Source organism: Bacteroidales bacterium (assembly GCA_031276035.1).
Lineage (GTDB): Bacteria > Bacteroidota > Bacteroidia > Bacteroidales > BM520 > RGIG7150.
The window spans coordinates 153,921-172,450 of the sequence record JAISNV010000001.1 but is presented as its reverse complement, the minus strand read 5'-3'; the positions used below and the strand labels follow the sequence as shown (position 1 = coordinate 172,450).

Annotated in this window: 14 protein-coding genes and 1 tRNA gene; 12 read left to right on the top strand and 3 right to left on the bottom strand. The window is 33.6% G+C overall.

Annotation, left to right across the window (positions count from 1 at the left end; translation table 11 throughout):
- Positions 1–65 precede the first annotated feature (65 nt).
- From LBP67_00740 to LBP67_00700, 9 genes are all read left to right on the top strand, one after another.
- Positions 66–746, top strand: coding sequence for an ABC transporter ATP-binding protein (locus tag LBP67_00740; protein ID MDR2083508.1), 681 nt, complete (start codon positions 66–68; stop codon positions 744–746).
- 9 nt (positions 747–755) lie between these two features.
- Entirely contained in the window at positions 756–3,062 is a 2,307-nt protein-coding gene (locus LBP67_00735) for an ABC transporter permease (GenBank protein MDR2083507.1), read from the top strand.
- A gap of 198 nt (positions 3,063–3,260) precedes the next feature.
- On the top strand, positions 3,261–4,613 hold the full coding sequence (locus LBP67_00730; GenBank protein ID MDR2083506.1) for a transglycosylase SLT domain-containing protein: 1,353 nt from the start codon (positions 3,261–3,263) through the stop codon (positions 4,611–4,613).
- A gap of 103 nt (positions 4,614–4,716) precedes the next feature.
- Positions 4,717–5,691, top strand: coding sequence for a D-alanine--D-alanine ligase (locus LBP67_00725; GenBank protein ID MDR2083505.1), 975 nt, complete (start codon positions 4,717–4,719; stop codon positions 5,689–5,691).
- A gap of 3 nt (positions 5,692–5,694) precedes the next feature.
- The gene (locus tag LBP67_00720) at positions 5,695–6,438 is read left to right on the top strand and encodes a CDP-alcohol phosphatidyltransferase family protein (GenBank protein ID MDR2083504.1); all 744 of its coding nucleotides are present in this window, start codon (positions 5,695–5,697) and stop codon (positions 6,436–6,438) included.
- Positions 6,439–6,450: 12 nt separating this feature from the next.
- On the top strand, positions 6,451–7,683 hold the full coding sequence (locus LBP67_00715; GenBank protein ID MDR2083503.1) for an efflux RND transporter periplasmic adaptor subunit: 1,233 nt from the start codon (positions 6,451–6,453) through the stop codon (positions 7,681–7,683).
- Between the two features lie 117 nt (positions 7,684–7,800).
- On the top strand, positions 7,801–9,171 hold the full coding sequence (locus LBP67_00710; GenBank protein ID MDR2083502.1) for an ABC transporter permease: 1,371 nt from the start codon (positions 7,801–7,803) through the stop codon (positions 9,169–9,171).
- Between the two features lie 13 nt (positions 9,172–9,184).
- Positions 9,185–10,666, top strand: coding sequence for a TolC family protein (locus LBP67_00705; protein MDR2083501.1), 1,482 nt, complete (start codon positions 9,185–9,187; stop codon positions 10,664–10,666).
- A gap of 164 nt (positions 10,667–10,830) precedes the next feature.
- Positions 10,831–11,415 (top strand): non-canonical purine NTP diphosphatase, encoded by a 585-nt coding sequence (locus LBP67_00700; protein MDR2083500.1) that lies wholly within the window; start codon positions 10,831–10,833, stop codon positions 11,413–11,415.
- Between the two features lie 111 nt (positions 11,416–11,526).
- Here the strand turns inward: LBP67_00700 and LBP67_00695 are convergent, their stop codons facing one another.
- Together LBP67_00695 and LBP67_00690 are read right to left on the bottom strand one after the other, a co-directional pair.
- Positions 11,527–13,029 carry an outer membrane protein transport protein gene (locus LBP67_00695; GenBank protein MDR2083499.1) on the bottom strand — a complete coding sequence of 501 codons (1,503 nt, stop codon included), beginning with the start codon at positions 13,027–13,029 and terminating at the stop codon, positions 11,527–11,529.
- 86 nt (positions 13,030–13,115) lie between these two features.
- Positions 13,116–14,561 carry a hypothetical protein gene (locus tag LBP67_00690; GenBank protein MDR2083498.1) on the bottom strand — a complete coding sequence of 482 codons (1,446 nt, stop codon included), beginning with the start codon at positions 14,559–14,561 and terminating at the stop codon, positions 13,116–13,118.
- A 94-nt stretch (positions 14,562–14,655) separates the two neighbouring features.
- Between LBP67_00690 and proS the strand changes: the two genes are divergently transcribed.
- The 3 genes from proS (at position 14,656) to LBP67_00675 (ending at position 18,168) form a co-directional block, all read left to right on the top strand.
- Entirely contained in the window at positions 14,656–16,131 is a 1,476-nt protein-coding gene (gene proS / locus LBP67_00685; protein MDR2083497.1) for a proline--tRNA ligase, read from the top strand.
- A gap of 6 nt (positions 16,132–16,137) precedes the next feature.
- Positions 16,138–16,923 carry a nucleoside triphosphate pyrophosphohydrolase gene (mazG, locus tag LBP67_00680; protein MDR2083496.1) on the top strand — a complete coding sequence of 262 codons (786 nt, stop codon included), beginning with the start codon at positions 16,138–16,140 and terminating at the stop codon, positions 16,921–16,923.
- A gap of 246 nt (positions 16,924–17,169) precedes the next feature.
- Positions 17,170–18,168, top strand: coding sequence for a hypothetical protein (locus tag LBP67_00675; GenBank protein MDR2083495.1), 999 nt, complete (start codon positions 17,170–17,172; stop codon positions 18,166–18,168).
- Positions 18,169–18,250: 82 nt separating this feature from the next.
- Here the strand turns inward: LBP67_00675 and LBP67_00670 are convergent.
- Positions 18,251–18,325, bottom strand: a tRNA-Val gene (locus LBP67_00670).
- Positions 18,326–18,530: the final 205 nt, after the last annotated feature.

Sequence of the window (18,530 nt, the reverse complement as noted above, 5' to 3'; positions counted from 1 at the left end):
GGCACATTTTTGGCATTTGCTGTACATGTAAAAAAGTTTAATCAATATTAATTAAATAAAATATTATGTTACATGTAGAAAATCTAACTAAAGTATTCCGTACGGAAGAAATTGAAACAGTTGCCCTTAATGGTGTATCTTTTGAAATTAATCAAGGTGAATTTGTAGCTATAATGGGTCCCTCGGGTTGCGGAAAAACAACATTGTTAAATATTCTGGGATTGCTTGATAATCCGACTTCAGGAAAATATAACTTGCTAGGAAAAGAAGTCGGAGCACTAAAAGAAAAAGACCGTACTCTATATCGTAAAGGAAATATCGGATTTATTTTTCAAAGTTTTAATCTTATAGACGAATTAAATGTTTTCGAAAATGTTGAACTTCCTTTAATCTACTTGAAAATCAAATCATCACAAAGAAAAAAAATGGTAAATGATATCTTGAAAAGAATGAATATCAGCCACAGAGCAAACCATTTTCCTCAACAACTTTCGGGCGGGCAGCAGCAACGTGTTGCTATTGCTAGAGCCGTAGTTGCCGGACCAAAATTAATACTTGCCGATGAACCTACCGGAAACCTCGACTCTAAAAACGGCAAGGAAGTAATGGATCTTCTTACGGAATTAAACCGTGAAGGAACAACAATTGTTATGGTTACCCACTCACAAAAAGATTCTTCGTATGCCCGTCGTATTCTTAACATGTTCGACGGTGCGCTGGTAACTGATGTAAAAAGCGAATTATAAATTCTTTATATGTCAATAAAATCTTCATTAATATTTTGGAAGAGAAACAAAGCATACAGTTTTATCTGTCTTTTCGGATTAATTGTATCATTGGCCTTTGTTATCATAATTTCAAATTATACAAAAAATGAACTATCAACCGATAACTTTCAAACGAAAGCGGATAGAATTTATGTTCTCGGAAATGAAAGTGTTTATGGCTGCGCATATAAACTTGCAGACCATTTGATAGATAGATATCCGGAAATTGAAAAAATTTGTGTTTGCACTTCGGAATGGGGAATGCCCACAGTAGTCGGAGATAATAAATATAATACCAATGTTACTTTTGCCGATACTACTTTTTTTGAATTATTTGATTTTGGACTTTCTCTCGGCGACAAAAAAACTGCGCTTACTGCTATGAACAGCGCTATTATTTCCGAATCTTTCGCCAATATGGTTTTCGGAAATGATGATCCCATGGGAAAACCGATGAATCTTAATGGGGTTGAAGTGCAAATTACCGGAGTAATAAAAGATATTAAAAGATCATTATTTCCTGATTTCGATATTTTAATTAGAATGGAGCAAATTGCTAATTATAATTCAAGTATAGTTGATCCGGATATGAGCAATGCGGGCAGTAGCGTTATGTTCATTCTTACTAAAGAAGGAACAAACATTCAAGCCCAGATTCCTGATATGTTAAATCTTTTTCATGAAATATATTGGCCATATGAGATGGGACATTGGAAAAAAGTTTTACTAACTCCGATGAGAGATGTTTATTTTTCCGATATATATACAAACGGATTTAATCATGGTAATAAAACATTAGTGTTGATTCTCATTTCGGTAAGCGCGCTGATTTTAATTTTTGCTATCATAAATTATATAAATCTTACGGTTGCTCAATCGAGCTTCAGAGCTAAAGAAATGGCAACACGAAGATTATTAGGTGCTTCACGACTGTCGGTTTTTACGAAACTGATTGTAGAATCGTTGATAATGACCTTTATAGCATATCTTATTGCATTATTTATTGCATCCGGATTAGATAAACCTGCAGGAAATCTGCTTGATACCAAATTATCTATTTTCGGAGATATGACTTTCGGGTATCTTGCTGTCCAAATTTTAGCTGTTCTTATTATCGGGGTAATTTCCGGATTAATACCGGCGCTTATTATTTCGAATTTTAAGCCTATTGAAGTGGTAAAAGGTACATTTGTACATAAAACAAAGCTGGTTTTCAGCAAAGTTTTTATCACAATTCAAAATGTAATTACAATTGCACTTATTACTTGCAGTTTGATTATGATTTTACAGGTACGATTTATGCTTAATGCGCAATTGGGATATAGTACTGAGAACATTATTGATATTAGTAACAGGGTTTTTGATATGCCGAAAGCAGAAACATTTAAAAACGAATTACTAAGCCTGGCAAATGTTGAAGAAGTTGCATTTGCACAAGGTTATCCGTTGAACCGTGGAAATAATAATACCATGAAATACAACGATAAAAGTATAAGCTTTCAAACTTTTGCCGGTGATTCCGCTTATTTTAAAATGATGGGTTTCGAAATCATTCAGGATAATCATATTCCGAATTGGGGTATTTGGTTTAATGAAACTGCGATGAAAGAGATGGAATTGCCTTATGATACTTTGAGTGTTAGAATGTGGGGCGATCCACAGAATATTGCAGGAATTATGAAAGATTTTCAATACGGAAGTGTAGCAGATAAAATAGGTCCTACAATGGTTTATTACGAAAACTTTAAGGGGGAATATGCTTATGTTTGGTCATTTCTTGTAAAAGTTACAGGCGATCCTGTTAAAGCTTTGAATGATGTAAAAGCAGTTTATGAAAAAATATCCGAAGGAGATGTTTTCCCCGGCGAATTTATTGACGCAAAAATTCAAGAAATGTATAACAGTGAAAAGAAAACTTCTACAATATTGTCTGTATTTACAATAATGGCTATTGTTATTTCAACTCTCGGATTATATGCAATGGCCGTTTACTTTATTCGCCAACGTTCTGGAGAAATAGCAACACGTAAAATATTCGGTTCAAATAATAATCAAATCATTCTAAAATTACTAAAAAGTTTCTTGATACTGGTTATAATTGCTTTTGTAATTTCTATACCCATAATTTGGTATTTTATGACAAATTGGTTGAGCGATTATCCGTTACATATCAATTTACGAGTATGGATGTTTCTTGCCGGTGGTACGACTGCATTGTTAATTGCATTGTTAACAGTATTATATGAAAGCGTTAAAGCTGCAAATGCTAATCCGGTGGAAAGTATTCGAAGATAAGAATTAATTATTTATAGTCTAATCGCATAATCAAGAAAATTATATTTTTGGTATAGTAAATTTTCTTGATTATGCGATTTGTTTTTTATTTTATCCACTTTATCCCTTATATCGATTTTATCATTGAAAAACCTTATAATTGTTATTTGTTATTTGTTTATTCTTTTGTATATTCGCACTTTAATTTTGTGCGCAACTATGAAAAATAAATTAATTTCCTTTTTTGTTTCGTTATTTATTAGTATTCAATTATTTTCAAATCCAGACTCAATTTTCGTAAAAGTTCCGAATGATGTGTTCAATAACTTCCCTGAAAGTACTAATATCCTAAATCAATTAAATTATTATCAAATTTCGGCAGATTCAATCGTTAACGATTCTACTCTAACCGAATATGACGTCTTCGAGCTGCTTGATAATCTGCTCAATGAACTTATCAACGCCAGAATAAACTTTTCAACTGATGTTGAGAAATTAAATATTTACAATTTTGAACAAAATTATATTCCTGTTTGGAGCGATTCTGTTTATATTGAAAGAATGCAATGTATTAATTTGCAAACACCTATTGAACTTGTTTATAATAAGGAGGTTCAAAATTATATTAATGCTTATGCCGTGAAACGCAGAGCAACAACATCTAAAATGCTTGGACTTGCTGAGGTGTATTTCCCTATTTTTGAAGAAGCGCTTGACAGGCATGGCCTTCCTCTCGAACTCAAATATTTGCCGGTTGTAGAATCAGCTTTAAATCCGATTGCAGGCTCACGCGCCGGTGCAAAAGGTCTCTGGCAGTTTATGTATGGAACGGGAAAATTGTACGGATTAAAACAAACTTCTTATGTTGACGATAGATTCGATCCTTATAAATCTACGGAAGCCGCGTGCCAACATTTGAAAGATTTATATAATATTTATGATGACTGGCTTTTGGCTCTCGCTGCTTATAACTCCGGCGTAGGAAATGTTAATAAGGCCATCAGGCGTGCCGGCGGCAAAAAGAATTATTGGTTGATTTGGCCTTATCTTCCGAGAGAAACCCGCGGTTATGTCCCCGCCTTTTCAGCGGTTGTTTACATTATGAATTATAATATCGAACATAATATTTATCCGACGGAACCTACGCTTCTTGCTTATGAAACAGATACTGTAATGATTAACGAAGTATTGTCGTTCGAACAAATTAACGAAATCGTCGGAACGCCTATTGAAACTATCAGGTTTCTAAATCCGACATATAAAATGGATATTATTCCTGCAACACAGCAACAGGCATACTCTTTAAAATTACCTATAAAAGATTTATTGGATTTTCTTTCAAACGAAGAAATAGTATTCGCACATAAAACAGAATCAGGTAAATACAAAGAAAAAATGCAGGCGGAAATTAAAAGGGCTTCCGAAGCAAATGTTCATATTGTAAGACAAGGCGAAAGTCTAAGTGTTATCGCAAAAAAATATCATACTTCAGTTGGAAAAATTAAAGATTGGAATAAATTAAAATCTGATAATTTAAAAATAGGACAGAAATTAGTTATCTATCCGGGTTAATGAAAGAAAAATATCGTGGCAAACAAATTCAAATCGAATTAATAATCCGTGATGTTATATGTTAAATAGATGATTACTAATCAATGTATTAATATATTTTAATATGAAAAAAAATATTGCCCTGCTTTTGGGTGGCTTTTCCGGAGAATATGAAATCTCTATTAAAAGCGGAAAAACAATTGTCGAAAATATCGATAAGAAAAAATTTGATGTTTATCCGGTAATTATTGAAAAATCATCTTGGTATTATGCTGATGATAAGAGTATTCAAGTAGATAAATCCGATTTTTCCTTGATTATTGCCGGTAAGAAAATTAATTTTGATGTTGTTTTTCCCATGATTCACGGAACACCCGGCGAAGACGGAAAACTCTTGGCTTATTTTGATCTTTTGAATATTCCTTATACTGGTTGTAATATGTTTGTTGCCGCTACAACTTTCAACAAATTTTATTGCAAATCGATAGTTTCTTCTTTTGGCGTGCCGGTGGCTAAATCTTATATTCTTAATAAGAAGAATTATTACCCGCAAGATGAAATTGTTGAGAAACTTGGTATTCCATGTTTCGTCAAACCGAATAAAAACGGCTCGAGTGTCGGGATTTCCAAAGCTCATAATATTGACGAATTAATCGTTGCTATTGAAAATGCTTTTAAAGAAGACGATGAGGTGCTTATTGAAGAGTTTATTTCTGGCCGTGAGTTTACCTGCGGGGCATACAAAGACGGCGAAATAATGAATATTCTTCCTATTACGGAAGTGGTTTCTAAAAAGGAATTTTTTGATTATGAAGCTAAATATACCGATTCGTTTTCTGATGAAATTACTCCCGCAAATGTCGATGAAGAAACTACAATTGCCATTTCCGCTTATACTAATTTGATATACAATATGCTAAATTGCACCGGTGTTATTCGTGTTGATTATATTGTGAATGATAAAAATATTTATTTTCTTGAAGTTAATGCTGTCCCCGGAATGTCGGCTATAAGTATAATTCCTAAACAGTTAAAAGAGTACGGCGTTGAATTGAAGGATTTTATAACTATGTTAATAGACCAAGCACTAAATAAATAAATTATGTCAAAATCAATTAAAAACTCAATTCCTAATATCTTTACTGCGCTGAATTTATCTTGCGGAGTAATTGGAATTATCGTTGCATTGCATTTTTCAATGCCTCTTATTGCTTGCTACTTGATGTTCCTCGCGGCTTTTTTCGACCTTTTAGATGGACTTGCGGCACGCTTGCTAAACGCATATTCCAAAATTGGAAAGGAATTAGATTCTTTGAGTGATGTAGTATCTTTCGGCGTTTTACCCGGCGTTTTGATGTTTAAGCTAATGTTTGCCGTCGATGCCACCACAATGTCGTCATTATTGCTTTTTGGCGGCAGCAATCAATATATGCTTTTTATTCCTGCTATAGCAATAATAATTCCTATTGCTGCAGCATTTCGACTTGCTAAATTTAATACTGAAGAACAAACATTATCTGTTTTCTATGGATTATCCAGTCCGGCCGCAGCAATGTTTGTAGCTGCAATTATACTTAACTCGCATACATTGCCCATACTTCAATCTATGGATTTAATTGTTGCTCTTGCAATTCTTGCTTTAATATCTGTACTTCTAAGTTTATTGATGTTATCAAAGATTAAATTTTTATCCTTTAAATTTAAATCATTTAGTTTTAAGAATAATTATCTAACTTACATATTTGCAATATGTTCCTTATTACTGATAATCTTTTTAGGGTTTAATGATTCATTAATTTGGATCTTATTGATTTACATAATTATTTCAATTATTTTTGCTAAATAAAATTTATACACTGTGAAAAAAAAATATTATTACTTAATTGCAGCAGTTGTCATAATCGGCGTAGTCATTTGGCTGATAAGTCGTGACAGCAGTTCAACAATGGAAAACTTCGTTGTTTCCGTCAAGTCCGGCGACTTTAATATTGATGTAGTAACAACAGGAGAGCTTGAATCTAAAAATTCGGAAAAGATCATGGGTCCTGCAGATGCACGTAATTTCAGACTTTGGAATCTTACTATTGAAAATATGGTGACTGATGGTACTGTGGTTGACTCTGGGCAATGGGTTGCTTCTCTCAGCAAATCCGAAATTACTAATTCGTTGAAAGATATTGAAGATACTTACGAACAAAACCTCACAACTTATACTAAGACAACACTTGATACTTCAATGACTTTGCGCACGGCAAGAGATGAACTTATCAACCTTAAATATGCTGTGGAAGAAGCAAAAATAACTTTAGAACAATCTAAATTTGAGCCGCCGGCAACTATCAGACAATATGAAATAAATCTTGATAAAGCGCAAAGGTCTTTAAATCAATCGATAGAAAACTATGAGTTGAAATATCAGACTGCGCTTGCCAATATGCAGGAAATAACTGCTACAAAGAATAAAACAGAAAGACGATTAGAACAAATCAATACTCTTATCAAACAATTTACAATTTATGCTCCCAAATCTGGGATGCTTGTTTACCGGAAAGATTGGGATGGCTCAAAAATTGGCATTGGGTCGCAAATAAGCACATGGGAGCCGATAGTTGCCGAATTACCGGATCTTACTAATATGGTTAGTAAAACCTATGTTAATGAAGTTGATGTGAGTAAGGTGAAAAAAGGTCAAGATGTTAATATTACTGTTGAAGCATTTCCTGAAAAAATCTTTACGGGAACTGTAGAGTCGGTTGCAAATATCGGAGAACAGGTTTCGGGTTCGAATGCTAAAGTTTTTGAAGTATTGATTTCCGTTCATGAATATGATTCAGTTCTTCGACCGGCAATGACAACTGTTAATTATATAAGTACAGATAAAGTTCCGAATGTTTTGTTTATTCCGATAGAATGTGTTTATACTGAAAACGGAATCCCGTTTGTTTATACTACTTCAGGAAATAAACAGGAAGTTAAACTTGGAAAAAGTAATGAAAATGAGATAGTAATTCTTAACGGATTATCTGAAAGTGATAAAATATATCTGCTTCCGCCGGAAAATTCAGATAAAAAAGTATTGAAAACATTATGATAAATATTCCGGGTTTTGAGTTTTGGAGTATGGGTTCGAAATTACATCAATATGAAAAGCTTAGTGATAAAGTAATTCATTATCGAGTTACAATATAATTAATAGAACTTTAGAACGATGAAAACCAACAAATATCAAAGATACATATACAATTTGTCGATGGCCGTAGATGCGGTTATGGCAAATAAATTCCGATCCTTTCTTACGGCACTTGGAATTATCTTCGGAGTTGGCGCAGTAATTGCCATGCTCGCTATCGGTAAGGGAGCCCGTAAAGAAATTATCGACCAAATGAAATATGTTGGAGTTAATAATATTATTATTACTCCTAAATCGGATCTGGGAGACAGCCAAACCGAAGGTAATAAGTCGATGCAGAAAAAGTTTTCCAAAGGATTGTCTATAACAGATGGAGAAGCAATTATAGAACATATTCCTACAGTTGCAATGGTTAGTCCTGAAGTTATTTACGAGGTTCTGGCAGTATCATCCGGAAAATCGGCTAATGTTACACTTTCAGGAGTAATGCCGGAATTTTTCTCAATATTCAATGTTAATATTTCGGAAGGACAGATTTTTACTCAGGAACAAGTAGTTACCGGAGCACCTGTTTGTATAATCGGTTCTAATATTAAATCTAAATTCTTTACTGATTCTGATCCTATCGGAAAATACATAAAATGTGGAAACATTAATCTTAAAGTTATAGGTGTAATAGAAAAAATGGCAATGAACGCCTCTTCCGGGCAAGATTTTGGAATTTCAAATTATAATGAAGGAATCTATGCGCCTATACAAACTGTTTTGTTGAGATATATGGATAGGTCGGTTGTAACTTCGGCTAATATTAAAAGTGCGAGCAGTACAACTGTTGTTACGGATGGAAATTCCGTTATTTCAATGTCGAGTGTGAGAAGTTCTTCGAAAGATTCGGGTAATAATCAGATTGATAAGTTGGTTGTGCATGTTGAAAATACTGATGATATTGTGCAAACGGCTGAGTTAATTACTAAAATGTTGAGAAGACGTCATAGTGATCTTGAAGATTTTACGATTACAATACCGGAAGTTCTTCTCAAACAAGAACAAAGAACAAAAGATATTTTCAATATCGTACTGGGTGCAATTGCAAGCATTTCACTTATAGTCGGCGGTATCGGTATTATGAATATCATGCTGGCCTCAGTAATGGAACGTACTAAAGAAATTGGAACTCGGCTTGCTATCGGCGCTACAAAAAAAGATATTGTATTTCAGTTTCTTTCGGAAGCAACCATAATAAGCCTCATAGGCGGAATTGTAGGTATTCTGTTAGGCTACGCCATTTCGAAAATGATAACATCGATTACGGATATTCTGACTATCGTGTCATTCAGTTCAATATTAATTTCTTTCGGAGTTTCCGCAACAATAGGAATTTGTTTCGGTTATATGCCGGCTAAAAAAGCAGCTAATCAAAATCCTGTAGAATCACTTCGATATGAATAAAACAAACAAGATTATGAAAAAAAATATCATATTATTACTTCTTTTAATACCTTGTTTCGCATTTCCTCAAGGAAATCAATATAATCCGCAAGTAACACGATTAACCCTCGAAGATGTTATTCAAATAGCCCAGCAGCAATCGCCAAGCGCAATGACAGCGAGACATCGTTTCAGAAACAGCTATTGGCAATACAGATATTTCAAGGCTAATTATATGCCGCAAGTATCGCTCTACGGAAATCCGCTTCAATTTCAAAATCAAAATAAATTAATAGATGCGGTCGATGGTTCCGAATTTGTAAGATATAACCAATTATATTCCGATCTCAGCCTCGGGATTGATCAGGCCATAGGATTTACCGGCGGTAATATTTCAATTTTTACAAACCTCGGTTATACTATGAATTTCAAAGAGGATACTATGTTTTTCTCTTCCGCACCGATAAATATTCGTTACACTCAACCTATTTTCGGATATAATTCTTATAAATGGGAAAGAAAAATTGAACCGATAAAATTTCAGGAAGCGAGACAGTCGTATCTCGAAGCGATGGAAGATGTGACAATTACGGCAGCAAATTATTTTTTCAGTTGTTTACTGACTCAGATGAATAAATCTATTCAAGAAACTAATCTTGCCAATAATGATACTTTGCATCAAATAGCTCAGGGACGTTATTTGATGGGTACGATTGCCGAGAATGAAGTTCTTAATATGGAATTGAATTATCTTAATTCTAAATCGCAACTTGAAACGGCGAAATTAGATTTGGAGATGAAACTCTTTGATTTGAAATCTTTCTTAAGAATTAAGGAAGATGCTGAGATTGAATTAATTCCTCCGATAATCATTCCGCAACTTGAAATTAATGCGGAAGACGCTGTCCTTCAAGCTAATGAAAATAGATCGGATATTCTTTCTTATGAGCGGCAACTGATTGAAGCGGAACAAGCTTTGGTAAAAGCAAAACGCGAAGGAAGGTTCTCTATGGATTTGTCGCTAACTTACGGGCTTGACAAAACTGCTCCGACTTTTCCGCAAGCATATAGAAACCCGGAACAAAGACAAGTAGCTATGGTTGGAATAAACGTTCCGATTCTTGATTGGGGACGTGCGAAAGGTCAAATTAAAATGGCGGAATCCCAAATGGAGTTAGTTAAAACAACTGTTGAACAGGATATTATTGACTTTAATCAGGAAATTTATATTAAAGCAAAACAGTTTAATATACAATACAGTCAATTAATGATTGCAGCAAAAAGCGATACAGTAGCACAAAAACGTTATGAATTTACCAAACAAAGATATTTAATCGGAACAATTGATATTACTGAACTGAATAGTTCCCTTGCCGATAAAGACAGTAATCAAAAAGGATATATTTCCGCTTTGCAGCAATATTGGATAAATTATTTTCAAATCAGAAGATTAACTTTGTATGATTTCGTAAGGAAAGAAAAAATCAAGACAGATTTTGATGTACTTATGAAATGATGATTAAATTGTAGAGTTAATGAATAATTGAAGTCGGAATCTGACAAAAATATTTATTAGTTATATTATAATGTAAAAATATTTTGATTGAAAGATATATTTGATAAGTGCTTAATTAAATCAGAAAAACTTTTGAACCCTTAAATTTAAAACCTTGAACTAAAATGAAATTAGTATTTGCCACAAACAATAAACACAAACTTGAAGAAGCCAAAACAAAACTTATAGGTACGGGTATTGAAATTATTTCTCTTGAAGAATTGGGTTTCAACGAAGAAATTGATGAAACTGCCGATACAATCGAGGGAAATGCAATAATTAAGGCCGAATGTATTTTTGATAAATATAATGTCAATGTTTTTGCAGATGACACTGGTTTGGAAGTTGAAGTATTAAATGGTGCTCCGGGTGTTTATTCTTCTAGATATGCCGGCGAGCACGTTACTTATGAAGATAATGTGAATAAACTTCTTCACGAAATGCAAGGTAAAGAAAATAGAAAAGCACGATTTCTTACTATTGTTTGTTTAATCCTTGATGGGAAGAAACATATTTTCAAAGGGATTGTCAACGGTACGATAATTGAAACGCCGAAAGGAGTAGGAGGGTTTGGGTATGATCCGGTTTTTGTTCCTGAAAATTTTAGTGAAACATTTGCCGAACTTTCTTTAGAAACAAAAAATAAAATCAGTCATAGAGGTAAAGCTCTTGATGAACTGAAAATTTTTTTATTGTCGGATAAAAGATGAAAGTTTAAAAAGAACAAGTATTATTATTTCTAAGTGAAATTAAAAATCCCATGAAATACAATATTTAACATGGGATTCCTTATTCACCTTATAAAAACTTCCAACTTCCAATTAAAATCTAAATCCGAATGTTAATTGGAACTGGTTAGTATTATATTTATTCTTCGATGCGTCAACATAATCTCTGCTATAGGGATAAAAATCAATATCTTCAGTAATAAGAGCGTACCCAAAATCTGTATAGAATTGTCCGAAACTTAAACCTACGCCCGCGCCAATAGTCATGCGTTCTCCACCTGAATTTACCTCTTCGGAAGTATAAGGTGAGGTTTCATAAGCGAAACCGGCCCTTGCTCTAAACATTCCGAAAATCCATTCTGTACCTACACCAATATTATGACCGATTCCGTAATTTTCACTAATTAACTGATTTGTATAATCATAAGTATAATCTTTGTCTTTAAATTTAGCGCTTGAATAATCTTGGAAGGTGTAATCTACATTAACAGAACCGTGTTTTCCTATAACAAAGCCCAAGCTTCCGATTAATCTTAAAGGTGTTCTTAAAACGTAGGAATAATCGCCCGATGCATGGTCAGATGCTCCTTCATAATTACCATTTCCGCTTAAATCAATATAAGATAAAATTTCAGCATTATAATCGTCATCCATACTGTATCTGGTTGGCGTATGTAATGCAAGCCCTATTCTTAGCCAAGAAATAGGTTTGTATATTGCGCCTATCTTAAAATTAACACCTACTCCGGATGTATGTAAATAAGTAGTATACCTCATAGACTCAAAAAATTGAGTTCTATCTTTAGTATCTTCTTCGGTTATTCGAAAATCTTCTCTATAAGAAAAGTATGGTACTCCTAAAGTTGCTCCAACATATAATTTATCAAGATAATTAAATCCTCCCGAAATAACAAATTCGTTCATAGAACCCGATGTAATCATTCTAATTGTTTGCTCAACTTGTCCGCCTTCCATATCAGACATAATAATTAAATTACCATTACTATCTTCTCCAAGAAATAATACATCATTTTTGAATGCCAGCTGTGTAGTAAGAGGATCGAGATTTAAAATCGGGTTTCCGTTACTATCAAATTGAATATTCGGATTGTTTGCAGTTGCTTCCATTGCCCATTGAGTAGTAATAGAACTTGTTTCATTAAATCCCTTCATCAAAACATCTCTCTTAAAATTATTGGTTCTATTGACACCAACTCCGAATTGAAAATATTCGAATCCGTTTTGAGCCGCTGCTCCTGAGCTTGGAATTGCAAAAACCAGTCCGAAATTACCAATATTAAAGTTAATAGCTTCATCAGTGCGTTTGTTACCCAAATAATCTGATGCGGAGGTAGAATACATTATAGAAGGTGTAAAGGTCAATTCGGATTTTCTATAAACCCCTATACCGGCAGGATTAATGGATAAAGAAGAAAAATTAGCGCCGAGCGCTCCTAATGAACCTGCCATTGAAGTTGATTTAGCATTACCTGTTGCGTAATTTAATCTTGAGTACCTCAATGCTTCTTCATGTGTTTGAGCTATTAAGCCTAAACTTATACACAGTAAAACGATTACTATATTTAACTTTTTCATATGAATGTAATTTTTAATTTAAATTAATATTGATATAAAAAGTGTGATACTAATTGTTAATTAATATCACACGAAATTATTAATTATTATCTTCTTCCACCGCTGCTACTGCTGCTTCTTGAACTTCCTGAGCCGGAAGACGAAGAAGAACTGCTACTGCTCCTTGATCCTGAACTTGATGAACCGGAAGAAGGCGAATAAGAAGAACTGCTGCTTCTTGATGGTGAAGAGTAACTGCTACTGGAACTATTATTCCTTTGCGGAGTAGAGTATGAAGATGAGTTGTTATTGTTGTTTCTGTTAGGAGTAATTGTAGTTGACCCTCTGTTTGAACTTGAAGAGGAATTACCGCTGCTTCTATTTGGTGTTACGGTAGTATTGTTTCTGTTGCTATTATTAGACGGCGTTGAAACATTGTTACTGTTTGATGAAGAACTTCTGTTACCACTATTAGACGGTGTAATATTAGAACTGTTGCTTGAGCTTCCGCGATTAACGCTACTGTTACTGGAACCGGAAGAATTATTACTACGAGGATTGTTATAATCTACACTACTTTTCGGTACCGTAACTTTCGGTGTTTGATAGTTAGAAGGTTTTTCATATCTGCTGCTTCCGGTAGTATTGTTTGAAGTATTTCCGGTTGAGCTGTTTGCTCTGCTGGAATTATTGTTATTTGAAGTAACATTTTGCGGATTTCTTTCACTTGTGCTCACATTAGATGTGGAAGATCCGCTTCTGTTTCCTGTGCTTGCATTTGCACGGTTATTGTTAACATTTGTTCTGTTATTATTTGTATTAGTAGCATTATTATTAGAAACGTTTCCCGTGCTGTTTCCTTGTCTGTTACTGCCGACCGTAGAAGATCCCGTTGAACCGTAAACTCCGTCATGACCGCTTCTTGGAGAACGGGGTGAGTTATAAACGGTAGGGCGATGTCCGGGTTTATTAGGATTATTTCCTGCCCAGTTACCATGCCAGTAGCCATCCCAATAACCGTTCCAATATCCGTGATGATAACCGCCGTAATATCCACCGTAGTAAGGATAACCCCAACCCCACGAATACCAAGGATCATAATACCAAGGGCTATAAGACCTGTAATACCAACTATTATAAGGATTCCAACCATAATACCAACCTAATCCTATACCTATTCCGATATAAGGAGTTGAGTATCCGAAACCGCCATAATTGTTTATGTAAATGGTTGTTCCTGAATTAGAAGCATCACCGGTGTAATAATATTCACTTGTGTAAAAATCATCATAATAATCATCAGTAGTATAGTCGGAATTAAATCTTCTAATTCTTGATGAATATTCAAAATCATTGTAAGAACTTATGTCTATTTCCTCCAATGAACCATTTGTGCTTTCAGGAGGTGTCTGCTTTGCAATATGTGTTGTGGTTCTCGAAGCATTTTCACCGTCATAATAAATATCATCATAAGCACTGATATTTGAAACCGATGAACAGGCAGAGATTAACAAAACCAACAACATTCCGATTGATAATTTAATTGTTTTCATTTCTTGTTTCCTCCATAAATTAATTTAAAATTATTACTTTTGCACTTTATTAATTGAGCATTATCAATGCAATTATTATACCAAATTTCAGAAAATGGCAAAAGATTTTACTACAAGAGATGAGAATTACTCGCAATGGTACAATGATATTGTACAACGAGCTGATTTGGCAGAAAATTCATCTGTAAGAGGGTGTATGGTTATTAAACCATACGGTTATGCGCTTTGGGAAAAAATGCGCGATGTCCTCGATAAAATGTTTAAAGATACGGGTCATACAAACGCTTACTTTCCATTATTTATCCCTAAATCATTTTTCAGTCGTGAAGCTAAACATGTAGAGGGTTTTGCAAAGGAATGTGCTGTTGTTACACATTATCGTCTTAAAAATGATCCTGAAAACAATACGGTTATAGTAGATCCGGCCGCTAAGCTTGAAGAAGAATTAATTGTCAGACCTACTTCAGAAACAATTATTTGGGATTCGTATAAAAACTGGATACAATCATATAGAGATTTACCGATTTTAATAAATCAGTGGGCCAATGTGGTTAGATGGGAGATGCGTACAAGATTATTCCTTCGTACAGCCGAGTTTCTTTGGCAAGAAGGTCATACCGCCCATGCAACAAGCGAAGAAGCAATAAAAGAGGCTGAACAAATGATGAATGTTTATGCTGATTTCGTGGAAAATTATATGGCTGTACCGGTTCTGAAAGGAACAAAATCGCCTAATGAGCGTTTTGCCGGTGCAATAGAAACTTATTGCATTGAAGCGTTGATGCAAGACGGTAAAGCTTTGCAGGCAGGAACATCTCATTTCCTTGGCCAAAATTTTGCAAAAGCATTCGATGTTAAATTTTTGGATAAAGATAATACACAACAATATGTATGGGCAACATCATGGGGTGTTTCTACCCGATTGATAGGTGCTTTAATCATGTCTCATTCAGATGACAATGGATTGGTTCTTCCTCCAAAACTCGCTCCTGTTCAGGTTGTTATCATTCCTATATATAAAAATGAAGAACAACTTGCTCTGATTTCCGAAACTGTTTTAAAAATTAAAAAAGAGTTGGAAGCAAAAGGTGTTAGTGTAAAATATGATGATAGAGATCAGTATCGTCCGGGTTGGAAGTTTAATGAATATGAATTCAAAGGCGTTCCTGTGCGTCTTGCTATTGGTCCTCGCGATCTTGAACAAGGTACTATAGAAGTTACCCGTAGAGATACGCTTGAAAAGAACATTATGCAAATAGCGGATATTTCGGAAAAAGTATATAACCTTTTGGATGCAATTCAAACTAATTTGTATGATAAAGCATTGAATTATAGAGAAGAAATGACTTTTGTTGCGGATACTTGGGAAGAGTTTTGCGATATTATTGAAAATAAAGGCGGATTTGTTTGCGCTCATTGGGATGGTACAAGCGAAACTGAAACTGAAATAAAAGAAAAGACCAAAGCAACAATAAGAGTTATTCCTATGGATGAAAATTGTGAAGAAGGTTTTTGTGTTTATTCGGGAAAACCGAGCAAGAGAAGAGTTATTTTTGCACGTTCATATTAAAATTAAATGAAACCGTCACCAGAAATATTATTTCGAGAACTACTCGATATAATGGATAAATTGAGAGCCGAATGTCCTTGGGATAAAAAACAAGATATTCATAGTCTTAGACATTTAACCATTGAAGAAACTTATGAATTAGCCGACGCTATATTGGTCGATGATTACCAGGAAATAAAAAAAGAGTTGGGCGATTTGCTTCTTCATATTGTTTTTTATGCTAAAATCGGAACAGAACGTACCGGAACAGAACATTTTGATATTTCTGATGTTTTGGAAAATATTAATGAAAAATTGATAAGACGACATCCACATATTTTTAGTGATGTTGATGCCGAAACGGATGAGGAAGTAAAAGTCAATTGGGAAAAAATCAAATTAAAAGAAAAAGATAGGAAATCTGTATTTTCAGGTGTGCCGTCTTCTTTGCCGTCATTAATAAAAGCGTATCGAATTCAGGATAAAGCACATGGTATCGGCTTCGATTGGGATAATACCGAACAAGTTTGGAAAAAGGTCGAAGAAGAAATTGGCGAACTTCAAGAAGAATTAAGGACCGGCGAAAGTAAGGAAAATATTGAAATGGAATTTGGCGATTTACTTTTTGCATTGGTAAATTATGCTAGATTTATTGATGTAAATCCCGAAACAGCTTTAGAGAAAAGTAACAAAAAGTTTATAGACAGATTTACTAAACTCGAGGAAATTGTAAAAGAACGTGGTAAATCTATTTCCGACATGACTCTCAATGAAATGGAAGAAGTTTGGAAGGATGTTAAGGATAATGAATAATCAGGGATAAGAAAGTCACGATTTTTTGTTCGAAATTCTAAAATATTATCTTAACATTAAATATTAAGATAGAAATTTCAGCTATCTAATTTCAGGTCTATTTTTGCAATTCAAATTGTTGATTACGAATGATTTCAATTCGCATAATTTTATATTTACTTTTTATCTTTTAACTATTCTTACTTAAAATTTATTAAGCTTAGGTAACAAAACAACTATTACTGCAATTTGAAGTAAAGATTTGTTATGAAACAATTTTACGTTTTGTTATTTTTATTTTTCTTTTCACAATTTTCTTATTCTAATGATTCAATCTATAGAGTGTGTTTCTATAATTTTGAAAATCTGTTTGATACTTATAATGATCCGAATAAAAATGATGACGATTTTACTCCTCAGGGAATTCGAGGATGGACTTCAAAGAAATTACAAAACAAATTAAACAATCTTTATAAACTGATTGCTGCGTTAAATGCTGATTATCCGGCCGCAATAGTTGGTATTTGTGAAGTTGAAAATAAATTTGTTCTGAGTAAATTGCTTCAGGAAACTCCATTGAAAAAACTTAATTATTCATTTATTCATTATGAATCGAATGATCCACGGGGAATTGATGTTGCATTATTGTACATGCCTGATGTTTTCGAATTATTTTATCACGAAGCAATTCCTGTTATAATGTTCGGTGATACTATCTCAAAAACTAGAGATATTTTGCATGTTGTAGGGAGAATTAGTAATGATACTTTGCATGTTTTTGTTTGTCATTTTCCTTCACGCTATGGTGGAATAGGAGCTACTGTAGAAAAAAGGAATTATGTGGCAGGATTTCTACGTTCCAAGGCAGATTCTATTTTAGATTTAGAAACAAATGCAAAAATAATAATCATGGGAGATATGAATGATAATCCGGATGATGCGAGTATCAAACAATTTTTATCTGGTAACAGACTAGTAAATCTTATGGAAAATCTGTTGAAAACAAGTGAAATAGGAACGTTAAAACATGCTGCGTTATGGAACTTTTTTGATCAAATAATAATTACTGAAAACTTGTTGTATGATAATTATAATCAGATATATGTTGTAAATAATAAAGCCTATATTGCAGATTTTGATTTTCTTTTTATTGAAGATAAAAAATTTGGAGGGAAAAAAGTATTTAGAACATTCTCAGGGGCCGAATATTTAGGTGGTTTTGGGGATCACCTACCGGTGTATATAGAGTTAAAAATTATAAATTAGGAGTTAAAGTTAAATTATAGTTCCACAAGTATTTATCAAATAAATCCAGATGATTTTAATACTATTGTCTGAGATTCTAATGTGAGACATACAGGATTCGAACCGGTGACCTCTTGCCTGTCAAGCAAGCGCTCTAAACCAACTGAGCTAATATCTCAATTTTAATGTGCAAAGGTAAGTTATTTTTAGTAATTCTGCAATAGATAGAATATGATTATTAGAATTGCACTTAAATATTTGAAAAATATTAAAAAAATCTATTTATATTAAATATGAAATTGTATTTTTATCTTGTAAAAATTACTTAAATTGTTTGAAAAAAATAAATATGGATAAAATTTAAAAAGTTTCATAATCGCTTA